Source organism: Streptomyces sp. NPDC107454, from assembly GCF_055582885.1.
Genome location: NZ_JBVJPA010000008.1, coordinates 261,306 through 287,109, shown reverse-complemented (window position 1 = coordinate 287,109; position 25,804 = coordinate 261,306). Strand labels below are relative to the sequence as shown.

15 protein-coding genes are annotated in these 25,804 nt (G+C 71.8%); 11 read left to right on the top strand and 4 right to left on the bottom strand.

The features are described 5' to 3' along the window. Positions 1-17: 17 nt before the first annotated feature. The 5 genes from ACZ69M_RS22120 to moeZ all read left to right on the top strand — a co-directional run bounded on the left by ACZ69M_RS22120 (position 18) and on the right by moeZ (position 6,036). Positions 18-1,760, top strand: a complete 1,743-nt coding sequence (locus ACZ69M_RS22120) for a DUF3492 domain-containing protein (RefSeq protein ID WP_470052068.1) — start codon at positions 18-20, stop codon at positions 1,758-1,760. Beyond that, positions 1,760-2,941, top strand: coding sequence for a hypothetical protein (locus ACZ69M_RS22115; RefSeq protein WP_470052066.1), 1,182 nt, complete (start codon positions 1,760-1,762; stop codon positions 2,939-2,941). Before ACZ69M_RS22120 ends, ACZ69M_RS22115 begins: the two co-directional genes overlap by 1 nt. Before the next feature lie 156 nt (positions 2,942-3,097). After that, the gene (locus ACZ69M_RS22110; RefSeq protein WP_054228192.1) at positions 3,098-4,057 is read left to right on the top strand and encodes an NAD-dependent epimerase/dehydratase family protein; all 960 of its coding nucleotides are present in this window, start codon (positions 3,098-3,100) and stop codon (positions 4,055-4,057) included. Next, the gene (locus ACZ69M_RS22105) at positions 4,045-4,794 is read left to right on the top strand and encodes a spherulation-specific family 4 protein (RefSeq protein ID WP_470052064.1); all 750 of its coding nucleotides are present in this window, start codon (positions 4,045-4,047) and stop codon (positions 4,792-4,794) included. Before ACZ69M_RS22110 ends, ACZ69M_RS22105 begins: the two co-directional genes overlap by 13 nt. A 63-nt stretch (positions 4,795-4,857) precedes the next feature. Next, positions 4,858-6,036: an adenylyltransferase/sulfurtransferase MoeZ gene (moeZ, locus tag ACZ69M_RS22100; RefSeq protein WP_168510986.1), complete on the top strand. Its 1,179-nt coding sequence runs from the start codon at positions 4,858-4,860 to the stop codon at positions 6,034-6,036. A 239-nt stretch (positions 6,037-6,275) separates the two neighbouring features. On the opposite strand, the gene ACZ69M_RS22095 is transcribed toward moeZ, so the two are convergent. The 3 genes from ACZ69M_RS22095 to ACZ69M_RS22085 form a co-directional block, all read right to left on the bottom strand. Beyond that, entirely contained in the window at positions 6,276-7,823 is a 1,548-nt protein-coding gene (locus tag ACZ69M_RS22095) for an alpha/beta hydrolase (RefSeq protein WP_470052062.1), read from the bottom strand. 135 nt (positions 7,824-7,958) lie between these two features. Further along, entirely contained in the window at positions 7,959-9,503 is a 1,545-nt protein-coding gene (locus tag ACZ69M_RS22090) for an alpha/beta hydrolase (RefSeq protein ID WP_470052060.1), read from the bottom strand. Positions 9,504-9,602: 99 nt separating this feature from the next. Then, complete coding sequence (locus ACZ69M_RS22085) at positions 9,603-12,401, bottom strand: lysylphosphatidylglycerol synthase transmembrane domain-containing protein (protein ID WP_470052058.1); 2,799 nt, start codon at positions 12,399-12,401, stop codon at positions 9,603-9,605. Positions 12,402-12,587: 186 nt separating this feature from the next. On the opposite strand from ACZ69M_RS22085, the gene ACZ69M_RS22080 reads away from it, so the two are divergent. From ACZ69M_RS22080 to nudC, 5 genes are all read left to right on the top strand, one after another. After that, positions 12,588-12,953: an MGMT family protein gene (locus ACZ69M_RS22080; RefSeq protein WP_470052056.1), complete on the top strand. Its 366-nt coding sequence runs from the start codon at positions 12,588-12,590 to the stop codon at positions 12,951-12,953. A 302-nt stretch (positions 12,954-13,255) separates the two neighbouring features. Then, on the top strand, positions 13,256-16,669 hold the full coding sequence (locus ACZ69M_RS22075) for an ATP-dependent helicase (protein WP_470052054.1): 3,414 nt from the start codon (positions 13,256-13,258) through the stop codon (positions 16,667-16,669). Positions 16,670-16,810: 141 nt separating this feature from the next. Further along, a complete protein-coding gene (locus tag ACZ69M_RS22070; protein WP_470052052.1) occupies positions 16,811-20,416 on the top strand; it encodes a UvrD-helicase domain-containing protein in 3,606 nt (1,201 codons plus the stop codon). Between the two features lie 10 nt (positions 20,417-20,426). Beyond that, a complete protein-coding gene (locus ACZ69M_RS22065; protein WP_470052050.1) occupies positions 20,427-21,839 on the top strand; it encodes a dipeptidase in 1,413 nt (470 codons plus the stop codon). A 119-nt stretch (positions 21,840-21,958) separates the two neighbouring features. Further along, positions 21,959-22,909: an NAD(+) diphosphatase gene (gene nudC / locus ACZ69M_RS22060; RefSeq protein ID WP_470052048.1), complete on the top strand. Its 951-nt coding sequence runs from the start codon at positions 21,959-21,961 to the stop codon at positions 22,907-22,909. A 129-nt stretch (positions 22,910-23,038) separates the two neighbouring features. On the opposite strand, the gene ACZ69M_RS22055 is transcribed toward nudC, so the two are convergent. Then, positions 23,039-23,281 (bottom strand): mycoredoxin, encoded by a 243-nt coding sequence (locus tag ACZ69M_RS22055; RefSeq protein WP_054228181.1) that lies wholly within the window; start codon positions 23,279-23,281, stop codon positions 23,039-23,041. 226 nt (positions 23,282-23,507) lie between these two features. Between ACZ69M_RS22055 and ACZ69M_RS22050 the strand changes: the two genes are divergently transcribed. Continuing rightward, on the top strand, positions 23,508-25,703 hold the full coding sequence (locus ACZ69M_RS22050; protein WP_470052046.1) for an ATP-dependent DNA helicase UvrD2: 2,196 nt from the start codon (positions 23,508-23,510) through the stop codon (positions 25,701-25,703). Positions 25,704-25,804 lie beyond the last annotated feature (101 nt).

The window sequence follows — 25,804 nt, the reverse complement described above, 5'->3', positions numbered from 1 at the left end:
AGATCGGGGGTGCACTGGTGCGCATCGGACTGCTTACGGAGGGTGGCTATCCGTATGTGAGCGGTGACGCCAGACTCTGGTGCGACCGGCTCGTACGCGGGCTCGGGCAGCACGAGTTCGACGTCTACGCGCTCAGTCGCAGCGAGCGGCAGGAGGACGAGGGCTGGATCCAGCTGCCGCCGCAGGTCAGCCGGGTGCGGACGGCTCCGCTGTGGACGGCCGAGGACGACGGCGTGGTACACGGGCGACGGGCGCGCCGGCGGTTCGCCGAGTGCTTCGGGGAGTTGGCGGCGGCCGTGTGTGCCACGCCTGCGGTCCTCGACGGCGCGGAGGTCTCCGGCGGTGTGACGGCGTCGGAGGCCTCTCGCGGAGTGGTGGCGGACCGTTTCGGCAGTGCGCTGTACGGGCTCGCGGAACTGGCCCGCGACGAGGGCGGGCTGGTCGGGGCGCTGCGTTCCGAGGGAGCTGTGCGCGCCCTGGAGCGCGCCTGCCGTGCGCCCGGCGCACTGCGCGCCGCGCGTACCGCGCGTGTGCCCGACCTGCTGTCCGTCGCCGCTCATGTCGAGCGAGCTCTGCGCCCCCTCTCGCTGGACTGGTACGAGGACGACGGACTCGGCTCGGTCGACCTCTGCCACGCGGCGGCCGGCGGCGAGGCCGCCCTGCCCGGCCTGCTCGCCCTGCACTTCGCCGGGGTGCCCCTGCTGGTGACGGAGTACGGCGTGCAGCTGCGGGCGCACTACCTCGCCTCGGCCGCCGCCGAGGAGTCCCCCGCGGTACGGGCACTGCTCGCGGCCTTCCACGGCGCGCTGGCCGCCGAGGTCTACCGCAGGGCCGCGCTCATCACGCCCGGCAACACCCACGCGCGCCGCTGGCAGGAGCGCTGCGGCGCCGACCGCGCCAAACTGCGCACCGTCTACCCCGGCATGGAGGCCGCCCGCTTCGCGGAGGTGGGCGAGCGGGCCGACGGCTCCGGATGCGCGGACGCGGACACCCTGGTCTGGGTCGGCCGCATCGAACCGGCCAAGGACCTGATCTCACTGCTGCACTCCTTCGCCGAGGTCCGCAAGGAGGCACCCAAGACCCGGCTGCGGATCGTCGGCGCGCCCGCCGACGGGTCGGAGGGCGCGCTGTACCTGGCCCACTGCAAGGCGCTGGCCGCCCAGCTCTTCCCCGACGAGGCGGAGGGCGTGCACGCGGTCGGCGACAACCCGGTGTCCTTCGAGGAGATCGGCAGCCCGGAGGTCCCGAGCCTCGCGGAGGCGTATGCGTCCGGCGCCGTGGTCGTCCTCTCCAGCGTCGTCGAAGGCTTCCCTATCAGCCTGGTCGAGGCCATGTTCTGCGGCCGCGCCACCGTGTCCACGGACGTCGGCGCGGTCGTCGAAGTCATCGGCGGTACGGGGCTGGTGGTGCCGCCGCGCAATCCGCGGGCGCTCGCCGAGGCGTGCGTGGCACTGCTGCGCGACCCCGAACGCCGTGCGCGCCTGGGCGCGGCGGCCCGCGCGCGAGCCCTCGAACTCTTCACGGTCGAGCAGAACATCGCGGCATTTCACGGCATTTACCTGGAGATCGTCTCGCGTTCCCCGGTCCGGCGGCTCGTCGTGGACGACGCGGGGGATCCCCTGCCGTTCGGCGTGCCGGCCGAGGCCCACGTACCCGGCCGCTGGACCGAGGCCCGTCTCGTGGTCACGGGACGACCGCGCTGGGCGGCGGGGGCGCCGGTGCGCGCCACAGCTCCGCTGCCGGCGGGGGAGGGCGCGTGATGAGCGAACTCGTACGGGACGGCTCGGGTGGTGCGCGCGGCGACGCCGGGGGTGATCCGGGGAACGACTCGGGGGGTGCCCGCACCTCTCTCGGAGGTGGTCGCCGCGGTGCCGTGGACCCCGTGAAGGCGCTGATGCACCGGCATCGTGAACTCTGCGAGCGTGCCGTCGACCCCCTGGAGATCGCGGCGGGCCTGGAGGCGCACGGCGTGACCGACCGCACCGCCGCACGGTTCCGGCACCGGGACGTGTTCTCGCTCGCCGAGGAGATGTACGCGCGCGTGGCCCGCGACGCGGACCCGGCACCCCGGCCCGCGGGCCCCGAACACCCCGGCGTGCGCGCCGACTGGGCAGCGCTCTCCCTGCTGCCGGGCGCTCTGTGCGCGGGGACCGTGGCCGGGCTGCGACTCACCGAAGGGCAGCCGCGCCTCGCGGTCGCCGCCGGCGGCACCCTCGCGGTGACGCTCGGCCTGCGCGCCGCGCTGCGCCGAGGCCCCCTCAGCACCACGCACCGCACGACGAGCGGCACCCTTGCCTGGACCTGCTGGCTGATCGCGTACGCCCTGCTCGGCGACGGACTGCTGAGCGTCGGCATCGAAGGCGGCCCCGACGGCCCCTGGCCCCCGGCCACCGCACCCGTGCTGGCCCTCGCCCTGGCGTGCGCCCCCGCGGTCTGGTGCGCCCACCTCTTCACCGCGGGCGCCCGCCGCAAACTGACCGCGAGCCGGGGCCTGGAGGAGTTCGCCGTCTCCGTGCGGCCCCTGCTCCTGGGAGTGTTCGCCCTGTTCCTCTGCGCCCTGGGCGCGCTGCTCGCACTGTGCCGGGAGGCACCGAGCGAGCCCGGTGCCTACAACGGACCCGGCGCGTACGCCGGAGCGGGTGCCCTCGGCGCGCTGCTCCTGCTCGCACGCCTGCTCACGACGCGCGGCTTCACCCACGCCCCGGCCGTCGTCCTCGGCGCCGCGGGCGCGGCCGAAGTGACCGCCCTGACCACGGTCTTCGCGGCCCGCCTGCCCGGCTGCTCGTTCGTCGCCACCCCCGTCGAGACCGTCACCGACGCCTGGGGTCCGGGTGCCGTCCCGGCCCTGGTGTGCGGCGCGGCGGCGCTCGTCCTCCTGATCCACGCGACCCGCACCCTGACCCGGGCCTCGGCCCACGCCACACCGGGCGGGACGCCATGAGCCGCGACCGGCGCCCGAGGGCCCAGCCCTCGCGCCGGGCGCACCCTCCCGCGGGGCCGACACCGCGGGCGCTCCGTCCGACCCACGGCACCACCCCGAAGGAGAACGCCAGATGATCACCTCCCGAACCGGAGAATCCGCCCCGGGAGCCGCCCGATGAGAGTTCTGCTGATCGGAGCCAACGGATACCTCGGCCGTTTCGTCGCCGACAGGCTGCTCGCCGACCCGGCCGTGCAGCTCACCGCGCTCGGCCGGGGCGACGACGCCGACGTACGGTTCGACCTCGCCTCGGGCAGCCCCGGCGCCCTCACCCGTTTCCTGGACGCGGTGCACCCCGGGGTCGTCATCAACTGCGCGGGCGCCACCCGCGGCGGAGCCCGCGAACTGACCCGGCACAACACCGTCGCCGTCGCCACCGTCTGCGAGGCCCTTCGCCGCAGCGGCTGCGGTGCCCGCCTGGTGCAGATCGGCTGCGGCGCCGAGTACGGGCCCAGCCAGCCCGGCTCCTCCACGGCCGAGGATGCCGTACCGCGCCCCGGCGGCCCCTACGGCGTCAGCAAGCTCGCCGCCACCGAACTGGTCCTCGGCTCCGGCCTCGACGCCGTCGTCCTGCGTGTCTTCTCGCCCGCGGGCCCCGGCACCCCCGCCGGATCCCCGCTCGGCCGCCTCGCCGAGGCCCTGCGCCGCGCCATGCAGTCCGGCGACGGCGAACTCAAACTCGGCGGACTCGGCGTCCAGCGCGACTTCATCGACGTCCGCGATGTCGCCCGCGCCGTGCACGCCGCCTCGCTCTCCGCCGCGCAGGGCGTCATCAACATCGGCTCGGGCCGTGCCGTCCGCCTGCGCGACGCCGCCGCCGTCCTCGCCCGTGTGGCCGGCTACGGAGGCACGCTGCACGAACTCGACGGCCCACCCGGACCGATGAGGTCGGCCATCGGCCACCCCCGCACCGAAGCGGACCACGGGGCGCCGGTCGCGTACCCCTACCCGGACGGCTGCGGCAGCTGGCAGCAGGCCGATGTGCGCACCGCACGCGACCGGCTCGGCTGGCGGCCCCGCATCAACCTCGAGGAATCCCTAGCCGATATCTGGATGGAGGCGGCATGCCGCATCTGACCAGCGCCGCGACGGACATCGCGAGCACGGGCTTAAGGGTCGGCCTCGGCGTCCCCGGCTATGCGCACCCCCTCGTCGCTCCGGCCGAGTGGGGCGAACTCACCCGCCCCGGTACCCCCGTGCACTGGGCCGTCCTGAACGTGGCCAACGGTCCGGGCATCCGCCCCGACCCGCACTGCCTGGAGGCGGCCGGCCGACTCCGCAACGCGGGCGTGCGCGTCCTGGGGCACCTGGACGTGACGTACGGCGCACGCGCCTTCGCCGAGGTGATCTCCGACGCACACCGGTATCTCGACTGGTACCGGGTCGGTGGCTTCCTTCTGCACCGCTGCCCCACCGAGCGCGCCGCGCTCCCCGAGGTCCGCCGGGCGGTCACCACGCTGCGCACGCTTCTCGACGACGCGCACCTCGTCTTCGGCCACGGCACCCACCCCTACCCCGGCTATGCCGAAAGCGCCGACCAGCTGGTGACCTTCTCCGGCACCTGGAGCGACTACCGCTGGTCGCAGGTGGCCGAGTGGACCGCCGACTATCCGCCCGAGCGTTTCTGTCACTTCGTGCACGGGGTACCGCGCGGTCATCTCGACGAAGCGCTGCGCATCGCCCGCTGGCAGGGCGCCGCCACGATCTACTTCACCGACCGCACGGATCACGGTGGACGGGCCGACCCCTGGGAGACGATGCCCGGCTACTGGGACGAGATCGTCTCGCGGATCGGAACGGGTGTCTCGGAATGAAGAAGGGCGTGGCAGTGTTACGGGGAGAACAACTGTAGTGATTGACCGACCAACGGAGTCCCCGTGTCGCTGCCACCCCTGGTTGAGCCAGCTGCTGAGCTCACCGTAGACGAGGTCCGCAGGTACTCCCGCCACCTGATCATCCCCGACGTGGGCATGGACGGGCAGAAGCGGCTGAAGAACGCCAAGGTGCTGTGTGTGGGCGCCGGCGGCCTCGGATCGCCGGCGCTGATGTACCTGGCCGCCGCGGGCGTGGGCACGCTCGGCATCGTGGAGTTCGACGAGGTCGACGAGTCGAACCTGCAGCGCCAGATCATCCACAGTCAGGCGGACATCGGCCGCTCCAAGGCCGAGTCGGCCCGTGACTCCGTGCTGGGCATCAACCCGTACGTGAACGTGGTCCTTCACGAAGAGCGGCTCGAGGCCGAGAACGTGATGGACATCTTCAGCCAGTACGACCTGATCGTCGACGGCACGGACAACTTCGCGACCCGCTACCTGGTCAACGACGCGTGCGTCCTGCTCAACAAGCCGTACGTGTGGGGCTCGATCTACCGCTTCGACGGCCAGGCCTCCGTCTTCTGGTCCGAGCACGGTCCCTGCTACCGCTGCCTCTACCCGGAGCCCCCGCCGCCGGGCATGGTCCCCTCCTGCGCCGAGGGCGGCGTGCTGGGCGTGCTGTGCGCGTCCATCGGCTCCATCCAGGTCAACGAGGCGATCAAGCTTCTCGCGGGCATCGGTGAGCCGCTCGTCGGCCGCCTGATGATCTACGACGCCCTCGAGATGCAGTACCGCCAGGTCAAGGTCCGCAAGGACCCGGACTGCGCGGTCTGCGGCGAGAACCCGACCGTCACCGAGCTCATCGACTACGAGGCCTTCTGCGGTGTCGTGTCCGAGGAGGCCCAGGCGGCGGCGGCCGGCTCGACGATCACTCCCAAGCAGCTCAAGGAGTGGATCGACGACGGCGAGAACATCGAGATCATCGACGTCCGCGAGATCAACGAGTACGAGATCGTCTCGATCCCCGGCGCCAAGCTGATCCCGAAGAACGAGTTCCTCATGGGCACCGCCCTGGAGACCCTTCCGCAGGACAAGAAGATCGTCCTGCACTGCAAGACGGGCGTCCGCAGCGCGGAGGTGCTCGCCGTGCTGAAGTCCGCGGGCTTCTCGGACGCGGTGCACGTCGGCGGCGGTGTGATCGGCTGGGTCAACCAGATCGAGCCGGAGAAGCCGGTGTACTAGGCGCCGGTGTACCAGGCGAACGGCTTTTCGGGAGGGGCTCGGCACCGTGCGTGCCGGGCCCCTTTCCGTTGACCGGTCACGTGCGGGCCGGAGATTCGCCGACCGGGGCTTCGCCGACCGGGCATCCGTGCGCCGGGTCTTCGCCGGCCGGGTGCTCGCCCAGCGGGGGTTCGCCGGCCGGGTGCTTGCCGGCCGGGTCGGCCCGGGCGCAGGTCCGCGCCCGTCGGCCGCACCCGCCACTACGACGCGCAGACCTTCCCGTCCTTCGGCACCGTTCCGTCCAGTAGATAGCTGTTCACCGTGGAGTCGACACACTCGCTCCCACTCCCGTAGGCGCCATGGCCCTCGCCCTTCCAGGTGAGCTCCACTCCGACGCCCTTGCCCAGCTCGTCGGCCATTCTGCGGGCGCCCTCGTACGGAGTCGCGGGGTCCCCGGTGTTGCCCACGATCAAGATGGGCGCGGCGCCCGGCGCGCTGACCTCCGGGTTGTCGTACTGGCCGGCGACCGGCCAGTCGTGGCACCAACCCGCGGTGTCCCAGCCCATGAAGTCCCCGAAGACGGGCGAGATCTTCTCGAACTCGGGCAGCAGCTTCTTCGTCTCCGCGGGAGTCGGCCGCTGCTTGTCGTCCAAGCACGATATGACCCGTTGGGAATGGGTCGTCGTGCCGTAGTGCCCCGAGGAATCGCGGTCGTTGTAGCCGTCGGCGAGGGCCAGCAGACCCGAACCGTCACCGCCCTCGGCGCCCTTGAGCGCGCTGGTCAGGCGGGGCCAGCCCTCCTTGCTGTACAGGGGCAGGACGATGCCGGTGAGCGCGAGCGTCTGGGTGAGCTTGCGGCCGTCGGCCGTCGGCAGGGGGTTCGCGTCGATGCGGTTCAGCAGGTCCACGATCTTCTGGGAGCCCTGCTTGGGGTTCTGGCCGGTGGACTTGAGGTAGTCGTCCAGGGCGCGCTGGAAGCCCAGGGTCTGGTTCTTGGCGTGGCCGACCGTGTCGGCGCTCGGGTCGACGACGGCGTCCAGCACCAGACGGCCCACGTTCTTGGGGAACAAGTGGGCGTACACGCCGCCGAGTTCGGTCCCGTACGAAAAGCCGAGGTAGTGCATCGTCCCGTCGCCGAGGACCTGGCGCATCAGGTCCATGTCGCGCGCCGTGTCGGTCGTGGAGACGTGTGACAGCAGCTTTCCGGCGGCCTTCGCGCAGCCCTTGCCGAAGTCGGCGGCGTCCTTGAAGTACGCGGCCTCCTCGGCCGCGTCGTCCGGGGTGGCGTCCACGGACTCGGCTGCCTGGATCGCCTTGTCGCTGCGGCAGCGCACGCCCTCGCTGGCGGCGACGCCGCGCGGGTCCCAGCTCACCAGGTCGTAGCGCTCGTGGAGCGGGCCGACGGCGCTCTCGTACGACGGCATCGTGTCGACGCCCGAGCCGCCGGGGCCGCCGAAGTTGAACAGGAGTGAGCCGATGCGCTTGCTCTGGCCGCCGGTCGCCTTCGAGCGGATCAGCGCCAGGCCGATCGTCTCGCCGTCCGGCTTCGCGTAGTCCAGCGGCACCTTGAGTGTCGCGCACTGCCAGCCGCTGCCCGGCGCGGAGGAGCTCTTGCAGCGGCCCCAGTCGAGCTTCTGCGAGGTGAGCGAGGCGGGCAGTCCCGAGGCGGTGCCGGAGGAAGGCACCCCGGCCGACGGCCGGCCGCTGTTCTTCCCCTCGTCCTTGCCGTCCCCCGACGAGCCGCTGCCGCAGCCTGCCACCAGCAACGCGGCGGCCGCCGCGGCCGTCCACCGTGCGAAACGCGTCATGAACTTCCCCCTCGCCCGTGGTCCGCCGGATGTCGCGGATCACATGCAGGCCATGGTAGGCGCCCGCGGCCGACGCCGCGGAGGCCTGTGGATAACCCTTTGACCTGCACTTTCTCGGGTGGGGTGGTATCGGTTCTAGGTGCAGACGGTTCCCGCGGGCGGTACGGTCCCGTCCAGCAGATAGCCGTTCACCGCGTTGTGCACGCACTTGTTCCCGCTGTCGTACGCGCCGTGCCCCTGGCCCTTGTAGGTCAGCTCGACGCCGACGCCCTTGCCCAGCGCGTCGACCATCTTCTTCGCGCCCTGGTACGGCGTGGCCGGGTCGCCTGTGTTGCCGACCACGAGGATCGGCGCCGCACCGGTGGCGCTGACGTCAGGGTGGTCGGCGGCGCCCGGGACGGCCCAGTTGGTGCAGCTGAGCATGCCCCAGGCCAGAAAGTCGCCGAAGAGCGGTGAGGCGGCCCGGAACGCCGGCAGACTGGCTTGCACGTCGGGGATCGTGTACCGCGGTTTGTCGTCGGCGCAGCTGATGGAGACGTTGGCCGCGTAGAGGTTGCTGTACTGGCCGTTCTGGCTGCGCCCGTTCATCGAGTCGGACAGCAGCATCAATACCTTGCCGTCACCGCTGTACGCCTGGTCCAGGCCCTCCGTCAGGTACTCCCAGAAGTCCTTGGAGTACAGGGCCTGCGCGATGCCGTTGGTGGCCTCGGTCTGGGTGAGCTGGCGTGGGAAGACGCCGGGGATGGGCTTGCTGTCCAGGTCCTTGAGGAGTTTGGCGATGCGGTCCTTGACGTCCTGAGGGGTGTCGCCGATCGGGCAGGGCTCGGTCTTCGAGGTGCAGTCGTTGGCGAAGTTGTCGAGCGCGAGCTGGAAGCCCCTGGCCTGCCCGAGCGCGCTCTGTTCCGGGTTCTGCGTCGGGTCGACGACCGCGTCGAAGACGGCGCGCCCCACGTTCTTGGGGAACAAGTGGGCGTAGACGCCGCCGAGTTCGGTGCCGTACGAGATGCCGAAGTAGTGCAGTTTGGCGTCGCCGAGCACCTGGCGCATGAGGTCGATGTCGCGGGCCGCGTCGGTGGTGCGCACGTGGGGGAGGGTCCGCCCGGAGTTCTTCTCGCAGGCCGCGTTGAACGTCTTCGTGTTGCTGAGGAGGTTCTTCTGCTCGGCGGCGTCGTCGGGGGTGGCGTCCTGCTGGAAGAACACGTCGAGTCGGCTGTCGTCCTCGCACTTCACGCCCGCGCTGCGGCCGACCCCGCGCGGGTCGAAGCTCACCAGGTCGTAGCGGGTGCGCAGCTTCGCGTAGTCCTCGCCGAAGGCGGGCAGCGTGGTGACACCGGAGCCGCCGGGACCGCCGAAGTTGAAGATGAGGGAGCCGATGCGTTTGCTCTGGTCGCCGCTCGTCCGCGCCCGGATCAGCGCGATCCCGATGGTGTCGCCCTTGGGGTCGGCCCAGTCGAGGGGGGCCTTCATGGTGGCGCACTGCCACTGTGTGCCGCCCGGCAGGGGAGAGGGGGCGTTGCCGCCGCCCTCGGACTCGGCGGGGGCCGGGCAGTCCTTCCAGCTCAGCTTCTGGGTCGGCAGGTCCTCGCTGTTCGAGTTGTCGCTGCAGCCGGTCAGCACGGCGGACAGCACAGCGACGGAGAGCGCCAGCGCAGCGGCGCGCGGCGGAGACGGGTTCGGCATGCTCCCCATCCTGCGGTCGTGCGGGGCGGGGCGCTCGGGACGCGGGCCGTGCGGGTGAGGGCGCGCGGGAGGCTCGTACGGGACGGTCGGCGCGGGGCTCTAGAGGGCGCCCTTGCGGGTCAGGTGGTTGAAGAACAGCCAGCCCGGAAGCACCGGAAGCCACAGTGTCAGCAGCCGGTACAGCAGCACCGCGGGAGCGGCGACCTCCTTGGGGAGCCCCACGGCGATCAGACCGACCGTGAGGGTCGCCTCGACGGCACCGACGCCACCGGGGGTCGGCGCCGCGGAGCCGAGCGCGTTACCGGCGAGGAAGACGACGGCGACGCTGGCGAGGCTGAGCGTGGTGGGCTGCTGGTGGCCGAAGGCCCGGATCGACGCGTCCAGGCACATCACGAAGCAGGCGGTCAGCAGCAGCATGCCGCCGATGCCGGTGATCAGCTTCTGGGGCCGCTGGAGCACGTCGAGCATGCGCGGTACGACGCCCGCGAACAGCGACCTCACGCGCGTGCTGACGAATTTGCGCAGGAACGGCACCGACGTCACGACGAGCACCAGTACGGCGACCGTCAGCAGACCGGCGATGACCGTGCGGGAGGGCGACAGGGACGGCGTTTTCTCGGTGCCGGTCAGATAGCCGAAGGACAGCAGCATCAGGATGTGGCAGCCGAGCCCGAACAGCTGGGACGCGCCGACACTCGCCACCGCGAGCCCCGGCCGCACCCCGGCACGCTGCAGGAAGCGCGTGTTGAGGGCCACACCGCCGACCGCGGCGGGCGCCACGATCTTCACGAACGAGCCGGCGACCTGTGCCGCGACGGCCCGCATGAACGGCACCCGCTCCGGTACGAAGCCGAGCAGCGCCATCGCCGCCGCGAAGTAGCTCACCGCGGAGAACAGCACAGCCGCGGCGACCCAGCCCCACTGGGCGTTGTCGAAGAGGGTCCCGAACTCGATGTGGGTGAGCTGCGTCAGCAGGAAGTACCCACCGATGGCACCGGCGATGAAACTGATCAGTGTGCGTGGCCGCACCCGCTCCAGGCGGGCCGGTTCGACCGGCGCCTGCGGGCGGATCCGCAGCACCTGATGGCGGATCTGGGTGAGGAGATCCTCCTCGCGCGCTTCGTCCAGTGCCTCGTCTATCGCCCGCTTCTCGGCCCGCTGTTCCGCGCGTACGGCCTTCTTGTCGGGCTTTTCCACGGCGGCCTCGGCGTGCTGGGCCTGTTCCGCGCGGGCGAGCTTGTTCTGCCGGGAGGCCTCCAGGACCGCGTCGCGTTCGCGCTGGGCGCGCTCCCGGGCCAGCTTGCGCAACGTCGCGCGCGTGGAGCGCGTCAGCGCGATGGGCTGCAGCAGCGGCAGGCAGTCGGCGATCGCGTCCGGGCCGAGCACGCCGACGGCCGACGACACCGTGCGCTCGGCGCCGACGCGCAGCCCCAGCGTGGTCAGCAACTGGGCGATGTCCATGCGCAGCAGCAGATCGCCGGCCGCGATCTCACCGCCGCGAAGGTCGGTGAGGATCACCATGCCGGAACGATCCACCAAAATCGCGTCACCCGCGAGCCTGCGGTGTGCGATGCGTCGCGACTGCAAGGCCTGCACCTGATGCCAGGTGTCGCGCAGGAGATCGTCGGTGATGAGTTCGTCGGGCAGCGAGTCCAGCGTGCGCCCGCCGGTGTGCTCGTAGACGAGCATCACGGCGTCCGGGCCGAGCTCGGAGGTCGCGATCAGCTTCGGGGCGTTGGCCCCGGCCGCGATGGCCGCGTACGCGAGGAGCGCCTCCTGCTCCAGGGCCTGGCGCAGCGACTGGAGACTGCGACGGGTGGCGAGACCGCGCAGCGTCAGGTTGCGCCACACTCGGTAGAAGAAGCCCTGCGCCTGCTGCTCGCGGTCGACCACGGTGACGTCCAGCGGCGGGCCGTCCTCCAGGGTGACGAAGTAGCGCCGACCGCGATCGCCGTTCTCCGTGGTGTCGGGCGTGTCCTCGCGGGCCGCGCTGACGGGGTGGAAGCCGACGTGCCGCAGGCCCGCCATCAGCGTCCGCCCGGTCGGACGCACGTTCGGTGAGCCGACCGCGTACAGCGTCCCGTACGCGACGCTCCAGCCGATCAGCACCGTCAGGATGATCGAGAACGGTGTGGTGTAGCCGGTGACCAGCATGGAGAAGGCGTCGAGGAGCAGCACCACCCACAGCACCGCGCGCCAGCGCGGTCTACGGGACATCCCGACGGCAGTCATGTACGCGATGACCGGCGCCAGATAGCCGTGCACCGGGTCGGTCAGGGCGTGGATGTCACCCGGCGAGGGCTGGGTGAGTGCCTCCTGGATGGAGTTCGGGGCACCCTTGGCGACCCACAGGTCCGTGGCGAGGGTCACTCCGTGCGCGAGCACCGCGGCCAGCACGCCGTCGGCGATGCGCAGCCCGTCCCGCTTGATCAGCCGCTCGATCGCGAAGGCGACCGGCACCAGGAGGATCGCGATGCTCGACGCCAGACCCGCGATCTTGATCAGCAGATCGGGTGCCTGGCCGGTGCCCTTGTTGATGTCCTGTTCGAGCCCCGAGGTGGTGCCGTGGGCGAACGCGGCGATGGCCAGCAGCACGGTGATCGCGAGGACGCCGACCATGAGCCGCATCAGATCCGACGGACGGTGCACGCGCGCGGGCAGCAGCGGTTCGTCGCCCTCGACCTCGTCGTTGTGGACCTCGTCGCCGCAGTCGTCCGCCGGATCGAGTCGCTTCTGGGCTCGTCCGTGGGTGTCAGGAACGGGTTCTTCGTCCACCCTCGTGGTGGGCTCGTCCGCCGCCTCGCCCGGGTCCTTCGGGCCGGTGTCGCCGGTGTCCGGACGCGCCGAGGCCGCGGAGGTGGTCTCCGCGTCTTCGGGGTGCACGCCCTGCTGCCTCATCGTCTCTTCTTGATCTCGTATCACCAGTCACCGCCCGCACGATGGTGGCATGCCCCACCGACACACGGGGGCATCAGGGTGCAAATACGGGGGCGCACAGTCTGCCCCAAGTGCGCCTTCGTGGCGAGGGATACGCACAGTCACCGGATCGTCGCACTGTCGGTGGGATGGGGCAGGATGGGGCGGATGAGCGAGGAGAGCCTGCCGACGGATGCCCTGCCGGAGTACGCGGAGCGGGTCCTTGAGGTCGCCGAGTCGATCCCGCCGGGGCACGTGATGACGTACGGGGACGTCGCCGAGTGGCTGGAGGAGGGCGGACCGCGCCAGGTGGGCCGGGTGATGGCCCTCTACGGAGGACCGGTCCCGTGGTGGCGGGTCGTCCGCGCGGACGGCGCGCTGCTCCCGGGCCACGAACTCGATGCGCTGGGTCACTACCGCGACGAGGGCACACCCCTGAAGGAGGCGAGCAGGGCCGCCGAGGGGCATCTGCCGCGCATCGACATGAGACGGGCACGATGGGACGGCGGCGAACGCGCGCAGGGTCACACCTGACAGCTTCCGGCATCGGACGGGGCGATGGGGAACCTGTGGCCCGTACGGGGGAAACGGGGCACGCCCGTGACATGCCGTACGTTCGAGAGCCGGGGGACGCACGTGGTGTGAGGGAAGAAGGGGAAGCCCTCCTTCCGCGATGCTCACCGGCGTAGCGTCGACGGCACGCATCCGCTTCACCCCGCGGCCACCGCCCTGAACGCGCGGCGCTCCTCCCGCCCGTCGCCCGACCACCGCCCCTCAACGACGGCGCTCCGCGCCGGCAGTGATATCCCGCACAACCTCCAGGACCGGCGAACCACGTGAGCTCCTCTTCTTCCACCAGGCGCCTGTCGCACCCCCAGGTGCGGCAGGGGACCCGCGGCGCGTACCGACTGGTACGTACCGCGCCGGTCCGAGTGGGGCCCCCTCGTCTGGACGCAGAGCAGCGCGCGGTGGTTGACCATGACGCGGGACCGCTGCTCGTGCTGGCCGGCCCCGGCACCGGCAAGACGACCACGCTCGTCGAGTCCGTCGCGGCGCGGATCGCGCGGGGCGGCGACCCGGAACGCATCCTGGTGCTGACCTTCAGCCGCAAGGCGGCCGTCGAACTGCGCGACCGCATGGCGCTGCGCATAGGGGCCGCCCGCGCTCCCCGGGCGACCACCTTCCACTCGTTCTGCTACGCCCTGGTCCGCGCCCACCAGGACAGCGACCTGTTCGTGGAGCCTCTGCGGCTGCTGTCCGGACCCGAGCAGGACGTGGCGGTGCGCGAACTGCTCGCGGGCCAGCCCGACCTGGAGCGGCTCGGTCTCGCCCATGTCCGCTGGCCGGACGAGCTGCGCGCCTGCCTGACCACGCGCGGCTTCGCCGACGAGGTCCGCGCGGTACTGGCGCGCAGCCGCGAACTGGGCCTGAGCCCCGACGCCCTGACCGCCTTCGCCCGGCGCATCGGCCGCCCCGACTGGGGCGCGGCCGCCGCCTTCCTCGCCGAGTACCTGGACGTTCTCGACCTCCAAGGAGTGCTCGACTACGCGGAACTCGTCCACCGCGCGGTGCTGCTCGCCGGGCGTCCGGGCGTCGCCGAACACCTCGCCGCGCAGTACGACGCCGTCTACGTGGACGAGTACCAGGACACCGATCCCGCGCAGGTCCGGCTGCTGCACGCCCTCGCCGGCGGCGGCCGCAACCTGGTCGCCTTCGGTGACCCCGACCAGTCGATCTACGCCTTCCGGGGCGCGGACGTGAACGGCATCCTGGACTTCCCCGACGCCTTCCCGCGCGCGGACGGCCGCCCCGCGCCGGTCGAGGTGCTGCGCACCTCCCGCCGCTCCGCCGCCGCCCTGCTGACCGCCACCCGTCTGATCACCCAGCGCATGCCGCTGACCCGCCTTCCGGCGGAGAAGGTACGCGCCCACCGCGCGCTGTCTCCGGTACGGGACGGCGGCGCCGTCGAGGTCTACACCTACCCGACGGCGGGCACGGAGCTGGACAACATCGCGGACATCCTGCGTCGCGCCCACCTGGAGGACGGCGTCCCCTGGGGCGACATGGCCGTCCTGGTGCGCGCCGGCTCCCGCACGATCCCGACGATCAGGCGGGCGCTCACCGCGGCGGGCGTGCCGCTCGACATCGACGGCGACGACCTGCCGCTGCGGCACGAACCGGCGGTCACGCCCTTGCTGACGGCACTGCGGGCGGTGGCGCGCGCGGAGTCGGGTACGGCCGCGCCGTCCGGCGCCGACAGCGACGTGCCTGAAGACGCGGACGTACCTGAAGACGCCGACGTACCTGAGGATGCCGACGCACCCGAAGACATCGACGTCTCTGAGGATGCCGACGCGCAAGCCGCGCCCTGGCTCGACACCGAAACCGCGCTCACCCTGCTCGCCTCGCCCCTCGCGAGCATGGACGCGGCCGATCTGCGGCGCCTGGGGCGCGCGCTGCGCGAGGAGGAGCGCGCCGCGGGCAACCACGTACCGCCGCCCTCCGACGAACTGCTCACCCGCGCGCTGGCCGAGCCGGAGCGGCTCGTCGCACACGACCCGGCGTACGCCCGGGGAGCCCAGCGCCTCGGTGCGCTGCTGCGCAAGGCACGGGAGCGCCTGGCGGGCGGCGGGACGGCCGAGGAGGCGCTCTGGGACCTCTGGGAGGGAACACCGTGGCCGCAGCGCCTGGAGCGGGCCGCCCGACGCGGTGGCGCGGCCGGACGCAACGCCGACCGCGACCTCGACGCCGTCTGCGCGCTGTTCGCGACCGCGGCCCGCGCCGAGGAACGCACGGGCGGGCGCGGCGCCCTCAACTTCCTGGAGGAGATCGAGGCCCAGGACATCGCCGCCGACACGCTCACCCGCAGGGCGGTGCGCCCCGCCGCCGTACGCCTGATGACCGCGCACCGCTCCAAGGGCCTGGAGTGGCGCCTCGTCGTCGTCGCGGGCGTCCAGGAGGGCCTGTGGCCGGACCTGCGCCGCCGCGGCTCCCTGCTGGAGGCCGACCGCATCGGACGCGACGGCCTCGCCGAACCCCTCACCCCCGGAGCGCTCCTCTCCGAAGAGCGCCGTCTGTTCTACGTGGCCGCCACACGCGCGCGTGAACGCCTGATCGTCACCGCCGTGAAGGCCCCCGCCGACGACGGCGACCAGCCCTCCCGCTTCCTCACCGAACTCGGCGTCGAACCCAGAGATGTCACCGGCCGCCCCCGCCGCCCGCTGTCCGTCGCCGCCCTGGTCGCCGAACTGCGCGCCACCACGGTCGACCCGCGGGTCTCGGACACCCTCCGGCAGGCCGCGGCCCACCGCCTGGCCAAGCTCGCGGCACTCGGCGACGAGGACGGCCGCCCCCTCGTGCCGTCCGCGCACCCCTACCGCTGGTGGGGCATGTACGAGCCGACCGAGAGCAAGGTGCCGCTGCGCGACCGCGACCAGCCCGTCGTGCTCTCCGGAAGCGCCCTCGACCAGCTCGCCAACACCTGCGCCCTGCAGTGGTTCCTGGGCCGCGAGGTCAAGGCCGACGCGCCCGCGACCGCCGCCCAGGGCTTCGGCAACGTGGTGCACGTCCTCGCCGACGAGGTCGCCTCCGGACGCACCCCCGCCGACCTCGCCGTCCTCATGGAACGTCTGGACTCCGTGTGGAACGCGCTCGCCTTCGACGCGCCCTGGAAGTCCGCACAGGAGAAGGAGCACGCGCGCGCGGCGCTCGAACGCTTCCTGAAGTGGCACGTCGACTCCAACGGCGTTCGTGCGGGACGTGTGCCGGTGGCCAGTGAGCACGACTTCGACGTGACCCTGGAGGCGGGCGACTACGAGGTGCGCATCCGGGGCTCCATGGACCGTGTCGAGACGGACACCGAGGGCCGCGCCTACGTGGTCGACTTCAAGACCGGCAAACACGCACCCAGCGCCGCGGAGGTGGCGCACCACCCGCAGCTCGCCGTCTACCAGCTCGCCGTCCGTGAGGGGGCCGTCGACGACACCTTCGACGGCGTACGCCCCGAGCCGGGCGGCGCGGAACTCGTCCAGTTGCGCCAGGGCGCCGCCAAGAAGAACGGCGGCGAGACCCTCCCCAAGGTGCAGGCCCAGGAGCCCCTCGAGGGCGAGTGGGTCGGCGACCTGCTCGCCACCGCGGCCGGGAAGGTCCTCGACGAACGGTTCTCACCGACCACGGGACAACACTGCACACACTGCGCTTTCCGGGCATCGTGCAGCGCTCGGCCCGAGGGACGCCACGTGGTCGAGTGAGGGGCGCAAGTCGAGTGAGGGGCTCAAGTCGACGTCACGTCAGCGAGTGACGTACGGCACCACACGTGTTGACCAGCACTTCTTCCGTCCCGGCGGCCGATGTGGCCTCCGCTGTCAGTGGGCGCCGCTAGCCTCTCCGACATGCCCGCCCGTATCACCGACCCCGAGCAGCTCAAGGAGCTCCTCGGCATCCCGTTCACCCCGGAGCAGACGGTCTGCATCACCGCACCGCCCGCCCCGCAGGTGATCGTGGCCGGAGCCGGATCGGGCAAGACCACGGTGATGGCGGCACGCGTGGTGTGGCTCGTCGGCACCGGACAGGTCGCCCCCGAGCAGGTCCTCGGTCTCACGTTCACCAACAAGGCGGCGGGTGAACTCGCCGAGCGCGTCCGCAAGGCGCTGATCAAGGCCGGAGTCACCGACCCGGACGTGATCGACCCCGACAACCCGCCGGGCGAGCCGGTGATCTCCACCTACCACGCCTTCGCGGGCCGCCTGCTGACCGACCACGGCCTGCGCATCGGACTCGAACCGACCTCCCGCCTGCTCGCCGACGCCACCCGCTATCAGCTCGCCGCCCGCGTACTGCGCGAGGCCCCGGGACCGTACCCGGCGCTGACCCGCTCCTTCCCGGACCTCGTCGGCGACCTCCTCACACTCGACTCCGAGCTCGCCGAACACCTCGTACGGCCCGAGGACCTGCGCGCCTACGACGCCGAGCTGCTGCGCTCCCTGGAAGGCGCCAAACTCACCAACGCCGACCTGCGGAAGGTCCCCGAGGCGGCCGCGGCCCGGCGTGAACTGACCGAACTGGTGAGCCGCTACCGAGCGGCCAAACGCGAGCGCGACCTCCTCGACTTCGGCGACCAGATCGCCCTCTCGGCCACTCTGGCCCGCACCCGCCCCGAGGTCGGGGAGATCCTCCGCGACGAGTTCCGGGTGGTGCTGCTGGACGAGTACCAGGACACCTCGGTGGCCCAGCGCATCCTGCTCGCCGGACTCTTCGGCGGCGGCACCGGCCACCCCGTGACCGCGGTCGGCGACCCCTGCCAGGCCATCTACGGCTGGCGCGGCGCCTCCGTCGCCAACCTCGACGACTTCCCCGAACACTTCGCACACGCCGACAGCCGCCCCGCGGCCCGCCAGGCGCTCAGCGAGAACCGTCGCAGCGGCGGTCGCCTCCTCGACCTCGCCAACGGCCTCGCGGAGCCCCTGCGCGCCATGCACGAGGGCGTGGAGGCCCTCCGTCCGGCCCCCGGAGCCGAGCACGACGGCCAGGTCCGCTGCGCGCTGCTGCGCACCCACGCCGAGGAGATCGACTGGCTCGCCGATTCGATCGCCCACCTGGTACGTACCGGAAAGGCGCCCGGCGAGATCGCCGTGCTGTGCCGTACGGCGGGCGACTTCGCCGAGATCCAGGGCGCGCTCGTCGCCCGGGACATCCCGGTCGAGGTGGTGGGCCTCTCCGGGCTGCTGCACCTGCCCGAGGTCGCCGACCTCGTCGCCGTCTGCGAAGTCCTCCAGGACCCCGGGGCGAACGCGTCCCTGGTCCGCCTGCTCACCGGCCCCCGCTGGCGGATCGGCCCGCGCGACCTCGCCCTCCTGGGGCGGCGCGCACGCCTGCTCGTGTCCCACGCGCGCGTGGGTGCCGACGAGGACCCGGACCGCCGGCTCGCCGCGGCCGTGGAGGGGGTCGACCCGGCCGAGGTGATATCGCTCGCCGACGCCCTCGACACGTTCCTGGAGATGCCCATCGAGGCCGAAGGGGACGACGACGGGCTGCCCTTCTCGCCGGACGCGCGGGTGCGGTTCGCGCGGCTCGCCGCCGAGCTGCGCGACCTGCGCCGCTCGCTCGCCGACCCGCTGATGGACGTCCTGCACCGGGTGCTCGCCGTCACCGGCCTCGAGGTCGAGCTGTCCGCCTCCCCGCACGCGCTGGCGGCCCGCCGCCGAGAGACCCTGTCGAACTTCCTCGACGTCGCCGCCTCCTTCGCCGCGGGCGACGGCGAGGCCACGCTGCTGGCCTTCCTCGGCTTCCTGCGCACCGCCGCCCAGTACGAGAAGGGCCTCGACAACGCCCTGCCCGGCGGCGAGAACACCGTCAAGGTGCTCACCGCGCACAAGTCCAAGGGCCTGGAGTGGGACGTCGTCGCGGTCCCCGGACTCGTCACCGGCACCTTTCCCAGCGGCCAGGGCCGCGAGAAGTGGACCGCCCAGAGCAAGGTCCTGCCGCACGAGCTGCGCGGCGACGCCGACACGCTCCCCGAGATCGCCACCTGGGACGCCAAGGGCCTCAAGGCCTTCCACGAGGCCATGAAGGACCACCAGCACACCGAAGAGCTCCGCCTCGGCTACGTCACCTTCACCCGCCCCCGCTCACTGCTGCTCGGTTCCGGCCACTGGTGGGGACCCTCCCAGAAGAAGCCGCGCGGCCCCTCGGACTTCCTCGACGCCCTCTACGAGCACTGCGCCGCCGGACACGGCGAGATCGAGGTCTGGGCCGAGGAGCCCGCCGAGGACGAGGAGAACCCCGCCCTGCGCGAGGCGGCCGCCGACCACGCGTGGCCCCTCCCGCTCGACGACGCGGCACTGGCCCGGCGTCGCGCCGCCGCCGAGACCGTACTCGCCCACCTGGAGCGCGTGGCGTCCCACGAAGAGCCCCACCCCGGGGCGGAGGGAGCCCGGCACGCGGCCGACCACGACCCCACCTCGTACGACGACCCGGACTGGCCACCCCCGCCCGAGGACGACGACCCCGCGTACGACGACGTGCCCTACGGGGACGACGACCTCCCCGACGACGGCTTCCCCGACGGGGACGAGTCCGACTGGGACTCCTGGTCGACCGACCGCCCCGAGGACCGGCCGACGCGACCCGCGCAGGACCGCCCGACGGTCCCGCACCAGGCATCGGCTCCGGGGGGTCGCCCGCACCCTGCGAAACCGCACCCTGAGGAACCGCACCCGGCGAAACCGCATCCGGAGGAACCCGCGCACCTCACCCTGGAGGAGGTCCGCACCCTCGCCTCCTGGGACCGCGACCTCGACGCCCTGACCGGAGAGCTCCTGCGCGCCCGCGCGGGCGTCACCGATGTCCCCCTGCCGGCTTCGCTCACCGTGACGCAGCTCATGCGCCTGGCCGCCGACCCGGACGGCTTCGCGCAGGAGCTCGCGCGCCCCATGCCACGCCCCCCACAGCCTGCCGCGCGCCGCGGAACACGCTTCCACGCCTGGCTGGAGTCCCGCTTCGAAGAGCTGCAGCTGCCGATGCTGGAACCAGAGGACCTCCCCGGCAGCGACGCCGAGATCGCCGACGAACGCGATCTGGAGGAGCTCAAGGACGCCTTCGAACGCACTCCCTACGCGCACCGCACTCCCCACCGCGTCGAGGCACCGTTCCAGCTCGCCATCGCAGGACGCGTCGTACGGGGCCGGATCGACGCCGTCTACCGGGCGGAGGGTGACGTCGGCACGACGTACGAGATCGTCGACTGGAAGACCAGCCGCACCGGCACCGCCGACCCCCTCCAGCTCGCCCTGTACCGCCTGGCCTGGGCCGAACAGCAACGCGTGCCCCTGGAGTCCGTCAAGGCCGCGTTCCTGTACGTCCGCAGCGGTGAGGTGGTCCACCCGGACGAGCTCCCGGACCGCGCGGCACTGGAACGACTGCTCACACAGGACCCGGCGGGCCCACAGGAAGCTTCTGGCGGGGATCCGCCGGACGAACACGCCTCCGTGGGCGGATAGGCTCGTGAGCATGAGCAAGCCCGTTGACAACGCCGTCAGCACCGTCCGCACGTACATCCAGAACCACCGCACGGCCTTCCTCGACGACCTCGCGGAGTGGCTGCGCATCCCTTCGGTGTCGGCCCAGCCCGACCACGCCGCGGACGTGGCACGCAGCGCCGACTGGCTCGCCGCCAAGTTGCAGGAGACCGGCTTCCCGACCACCGAGGTCTGGGCGACCGAGGGCGCCCCCGCCGTCTTCGCCGAATGGCCCGCCGAGGACCCCGGGGCTCCCACGGTTCTCGTCTACGGACACCACGACGTGCAGCCCGCGGCCCGCGAGGACGGCTGGGACACCGACCCCTTCGAACCGGTGATCCACGGAAACCGTCTCCACGCGCGCGGTGCCGCCGACGACAAGGGCCAGGTGTTCTTCCACACACTCGGCGTCCGTGCCCACCTCGCCGCCACCGGGCGCGGAGCACCGGCCGTGAACCTCAAACTCCTGATCGAGGGCGAGGAGGAGTCCGGCTCCCCGCACTTCCGCGACCTCGTCGAAAGCCACGCCGACCGGCTCACCGCCGACGCGGTGATCGTCTCCGACACCGGCATGTGGTCCGAGGACACCCCCACCGTGTGCACCGGCATGCGTGGCCTCGCCGAGTGCGAGATCGAGCTGTACGGGCCGCGTCAGGACATCCACTCGGGCTCCTTCGGCGGTGCCGTGCCCAACCCGGCCACCGCTGCCGCCCGCCTTGTCGCCGCCCTCCACGACGAGCACGCGCGCGTAGCCGTCCCCGGCTTCTACGAAGGCATCACCGAACTCACCGAACGCGAGCGTGAGCTCTTCGCCGAGCTGCCCTTCGACGAGGAGCGCTGGCTGAGCACGGCCAAGTCGACGGCCACCTACGGAGAGGCCGGACACACCACCCTGGAGCGCATCTGGGCCCGCCCCACCGCCGAGGTCAACGGCATCGGCGGCGGTTACCAAGGCCCCGGCAGCAAGACGATCATCCCGTCCTCGGCGACCGTGAAACTCTCGTTCCGGCTGGTGGCGGGCCAGGACCCGGACCACATCGAGAAGGCAGTCCGCGCCTGGGCCGCCGACCGGCTGCCCGCGGGCATCCGGCACGTGATCACGTTCGGCGCCGCCACCCGCCCCTGCCTCACACCGCTGGACCACCCCGCCCTGCAGTCCGTCGTGCGCGCCATGGGCCGCGCCTTCGAACAGCCGATCCGTTTCACCCGCGAGGGTGGCTCGGGACCTGCGGCCGACCTCCAGGAAGTCCTCGGCGCCCCTGTGCTCTTCCTGGGCATCTCCGTCCCCTCCGACGGCTGGCACGCCCCCAACGAGAAGGTCGAACTGGACCTCCTCATGAAGGGCGTGGAAACCAGCGCCTATCTGTGGGGCGACCTGGCCGAGAACTGGCGCGAGGCACACTGAAAGAGCCTGTCTCCACCCTTCCTGAAGAGTCCGTCCCCACCCCGAACAGCGCCCTTCGCACCCGCCCTGCTGAACCGCCCGCCGAAACAACCGTTCCACCGGGGGAGTTGGAAGCACCCGTGACCACCTGGACCGACCGAACCGCCGACCGTCCCATCTCGCTCACCGCCCCGAGCGGCATCGACAGGGCCGCCCACCACCGGCTCGACGAGGCCTGGCTCGCGGCGGCCTGGAGCCACCCCACCACCCGCGTCTTCGTGGTCTCCGGCGGTCAGGTGCTCATCGACGAGACGGCGGACGGCACCACCGAACTCGTCATGACTCCCTCCTTCGAGGCCCCGCTCACCGAGGCGCACCGCTACTTCCTCGGCACGGACGACGACGGTGTGAGCTATTTCGCACTCCAGAAGGACGCATTGCCCGGCCGCATCGACCAGTCCGCCCGCTCGGCGGGCCTGCGTGAGGCGGGACTCCTGCTCTCACCCCGCGACACGGGTCTGATGGTGCACGCCGTCGCCCTGGAGAACTGGCAGCGGCTGCACCGCTTCTGCTCACGCTGCGGCGAGCGCACCGTGATCGCGGCGGCCGGACACATCCGCCGCTGCCCCGCCTGCGGCGCCGAGCACTACCCGCGCACCGACCCGGCCGTGATCATGGCGGTGACGGACGACGAGGACCGCATCCTGCTCGGCCGCCAGGTGCACTGGCCCGAGGGCCGCTTCTCCACGCTCGCCGGCTTCGTCGAACCCGGCGAGTCCATCGAGCAGTCCGTGCGCCGCGAGGTCTTCGAGGAGGCGGGCGTCACGGTCGGCGAGGTCGACTACGTCGCCAGCCAGCCCTGGCCGTTCCCCTCCAGCCTCATGCTCGGCTTCATGGCCCGCGCCACCTCGTCCGAGATCAACGTCGACGGCGAGGAGATCCATGAGGCCCGCTGGTTCTCCCGCGAGGACCTGCGCACCGCCTTCGAGTCCGGCGAGGTACTGCCTCCGTTCGGCATCTCCATCGCCGCCCGCCTGATCGAACTCTGGTACGGCAAGCCACTGCCGCGCCCAGGAGCGGTAGCCGCCTGACCGGCACACACGACCCCACTCGCACGAGTGGCGCAAGTCACACAACAGGGGCGGTCCTTGAGCCAGATTCAAGGACCGCCCCTGTTTTTGCCCTCGGCAATCGCCGGGGGCGCACCGATGGTGAACCGCTTACGCGCCGATCTTCTGCTTGACCTGCGCCAGCGAAGGGTTGGTGAGCGTCGAGCCGTCCGCGAACAGCACGGTCGGAACCGTCTGGTTTCCGCCATTCGCCTTCTCCACGAAGGCCGCGGACTCCGGGTCCTGCTCGATGTTGATCTCGTTGTACGCGATGCCCGCGCGGTCCATCTGGCCCTTCAGTCGCGTGCAGTAGCCGCACCACGTGGTGCTGTACATCGTCACAGTGCCCGGCATGTGTCTCGCGCTCCTTTGCTGCTGGGGGTGCGTTGTCGCAGAGGTGGAACGTACGCGAGCGGGCCACCATTCCCGTGCCCGGGTACCCCGGCCCGGTACACGGGTGAACCTCGCGGCAGACGGGTGAGCAAGAGCACGCCCAGCGCCTGCCGCATTAGTACGACTGCGAGGGCCTCCCTGTGGACAACCGGCTCATGCGTCCCCGCCGACCTGGCAGCATGGCGGGGTGACAGCAGCAACGCACTCCACCCTCTTCCCGCAGGCACCGGACACGGCCGACGCGGTGCTCGACGGGCTCGACCCCGAGCAGCGCGAGGTCGCCACCGCCCTGCACGGTCCGGTGTGCGTGCTGGCAGGCGCCGGCACGGGCAAGACACGGGCGATCACCCACCGCATCGCCTACGGGGTGCGTGCCGGGATCCTCCAGCCCTCCAGTGTGCTCGCCGTCACCTTCACCAACAGGGCCGCGGGCGAGATGCGCGGCCGGCTGCGCCAGCTCGGCGCCGGTGGTGTCCAGGCCCGTACGTTCCACTCCGCCGCGCTGCGCCAACTCCAGTACTTCTGGCCGAAAGCGGTCGGTGGCGGCCTGCCCCGGCTCATCGACCGCAAGATCCAGCTCGTCGCCGACGCGGCAGCCGCCTGCCGCATCCGCCTCGACCGGGGCGAGCTGCGCGATGTCACCGCCGAGATCGAATGGTCCAAGGTCACCCAGACCGTACCCGCCGATTACGCGGCCGCCGCGGCCAAGACCGGCCGTCTCTCACCCCGCGACCCGGCCGAGATCGCCCAGCTCTACGCCACGTACGAGGACCTCAAGCGCGACCGCGCCGTCATCGACTTCGAGGACGTCCTGCTGCTGACCGTCGCGATCCTCCAGGACCGTCACGACATCGCCGAGCAGGTCCGCTCCCAGTACCAGCACTTCGTGGTCGACGAGTATCAGGACGTCAGCCCCCTCCAGCAGCGACTCCTCGAACTGTGGCTCGGCGAGCGCGACAGCCTCTGCGTCGTCGGCGACGCCAGCCAGACGATCTACTCGTTCACCGGTGCAACTCCCGACCACCTGCTCGACTTCCGCACCCGCCACCCCGGAGCCACCGTCGTCAAGCTCGTCCGCGACTACCGCTCCTCACCCCAAGTGGTGCACCTCGCCAACGGCCTGCTCTCCCAGGCCCGCGGCCGAGCCGCCGACCACCGCCTGGAACTGATCTCCCAGCGTGCCGCGGGCCCCGAGCCCGTCTACGCCGAATACACGGACGAACCCGCCGAGGCCGAGGGTGCCGCCCGCCGCATCCGCGACCTCATCGCCTCCGGCATCCCCGCGGGCGAGATCGCCATCCTCTTCCGCACGAACTCCCAGTCCGAGATCTACGAACAGGCCCTCGCCGACGCCGGAGTGCCCTACCAGCTGCGCGGCGCCGAGCGGTTCTTCGACCGCCCTGAAGTGCGCAAAGCAGGCGCCGCCCTGCGCGCGGCCGCCCGATTCGGCGCCAACGACTCCCTCCTCGACGACGCCATCGACCTGCCCTCCCAGGTCCGAGCGGTGCTCTCCGGCGAGGGCTGGACCAGCCAACCCCCGGCCGGATCCGGCGCCGTCAGAGAGCGCTGGGAGTCACTGGCCGCCCTCGTCCATCTCGCCCAGGACTTCGCCGCCGCCAAACGGGGCGCCACCCTCGGTGACCTCGTGGCCGAGCTCGACGAGCGCGCGAGCGCCCAACACGCCCCGACCGTCCAGGGCGTCACCCTCGCCTCCCTGCACTCCGCCAAGGGGCTGGAGTGGGACGTCGTCTTCCTGGTCGGCGTCGCGGAGGGCATGATGCCGATCACCTACGCAAAGACCGACGAGCAGATCGAGGAAGAGCGCCGACTCCTCTATGTCGGAGTCACCCGCGCCAGAGAACACCTCCTCGTCTCCTGGGCCCTGTCCCGCTCACCCGGCGGCAGACCCAACCGTCGGCCCAGCCGCTTCCTCGACGGGCTGCGCCCCGGCTCCGTCGCCACGGCGGGCCGCAGCGCCGGCGGCGGTCCGGGAGGCATCGAGCGCGGCATCGGAAGCAGCGGAGGCACGGTCGTACGGCGGACGAGCCGGACCCCGGCCCGCTGCCGGGTCTGCGGACGCACGCTGACCGACGCCGGCGAGATGAAACTGATGCGTTGTGAGGACTGCCCCTCCGACATGGACGAAGGCCTCTACGAGCGGTTGCGGGAGTGGCGGGCGGTACAGGCGCAGCGCAGTGGGCAGCCCGCGTTCTGCGTCTTCACCGACAAGACACTCATGGCGATCGCCGAGGCCGCGCCGGACGACGAGGGCGAGTTGGCGCGGATCCCCGGGGTCGGCGTGCGCAAGTTCAACCGGTTCGGGGCCGATGTTCTGGCCATCTGCGCTGGTCAAGAGCCCCCGGAGGGCGGCGAGGGTGACTGATGCAAACTCGTCGAAAAAATAGTTTGCGCATGCCCCAGCAATCCCCATAGGTTCTTAACCACGGCAGCAGCGGCCTTCTCCGAGGCCCTGGTTCCGTGCTG

Excerpts from the sequence above, each read along its gene's own strand:
- ACZ69M_RS22090 (WP_470052060.1), bottom strand. The coding sequence starts at position 9,503 with ATGCCGAACCCGTCTCCGCCGCGCGCCGCTGCGCTGGCGCTCTCCGTC.
- ACZ69M_RS22070 (WP_470052052.1), top strand. The coding sequence starts at position 16,811 with ATGCCCGCCCGTATCACCGACCCCGAGCAGCTCAAGGAGCTCCTCGGC.
- ACZ69M_RS22105 (WP_470052064.1), top strand. The coding sequence starts at position 4,045 with ATGCCGCATCTGACCAGCGCCGCGACGGACATCGCGAGCACGGGCTTA.
- ACZ69M_RS22095 (WP_470052062.1), bottom strand. The coding sequence starts at position 7,823 with ATGACGCGTTTCGCACGGTGGACGGCCGCGGCGGCCGCCGCGTTGCTG.
- ACZ69M_RS22115 (WP_470052066.1), top strand. The coding sequence starts at position 1,760 with ATGAGCGAACTCGTACGGGACGGCTCGGGTGGTGCGCGCGGCGACGCC.
- ACZ69M_RS22065 (WP_470052050.1), top strand. The coding sequence starts at position 20,427 with ATGAGCAAGCCCGTTGACAACGCCGTCAGCACCGTCCGCACGTACATC.
- ACZ69M_RS22085 (WP_470052058.1), bottom strand. The coding sequence starts at position 12,401 with ATGAGGCAGCAGGGCGTGCACCCCGAAGACGCGGAGACCACCTCCGCG.
- ACZ69M_RS22110 (WP_054228192.1), top strand. The coding sequence starts at position 3,098 with ATGAGAGTTCTGCTGATCGGAGCCAACGGATACCTCGGCCGTTTCGTC.
- ACZ69M_RS22080 (WP_470052056.1), top strand. The coding sequence starts at position 12,588 with ATGAGCGAGGAGAGCCTGCCGACGGATGCCCTGCCGGAGTACGCGGAG.
- ACZ69M_RS22055 (WP_054228181.1), bottom strand. The coding sequence starts at position 23,281 with ATGCCGGGCACTGTGACGATGTACAGCACCACGTGGTGCGGCTACTGC.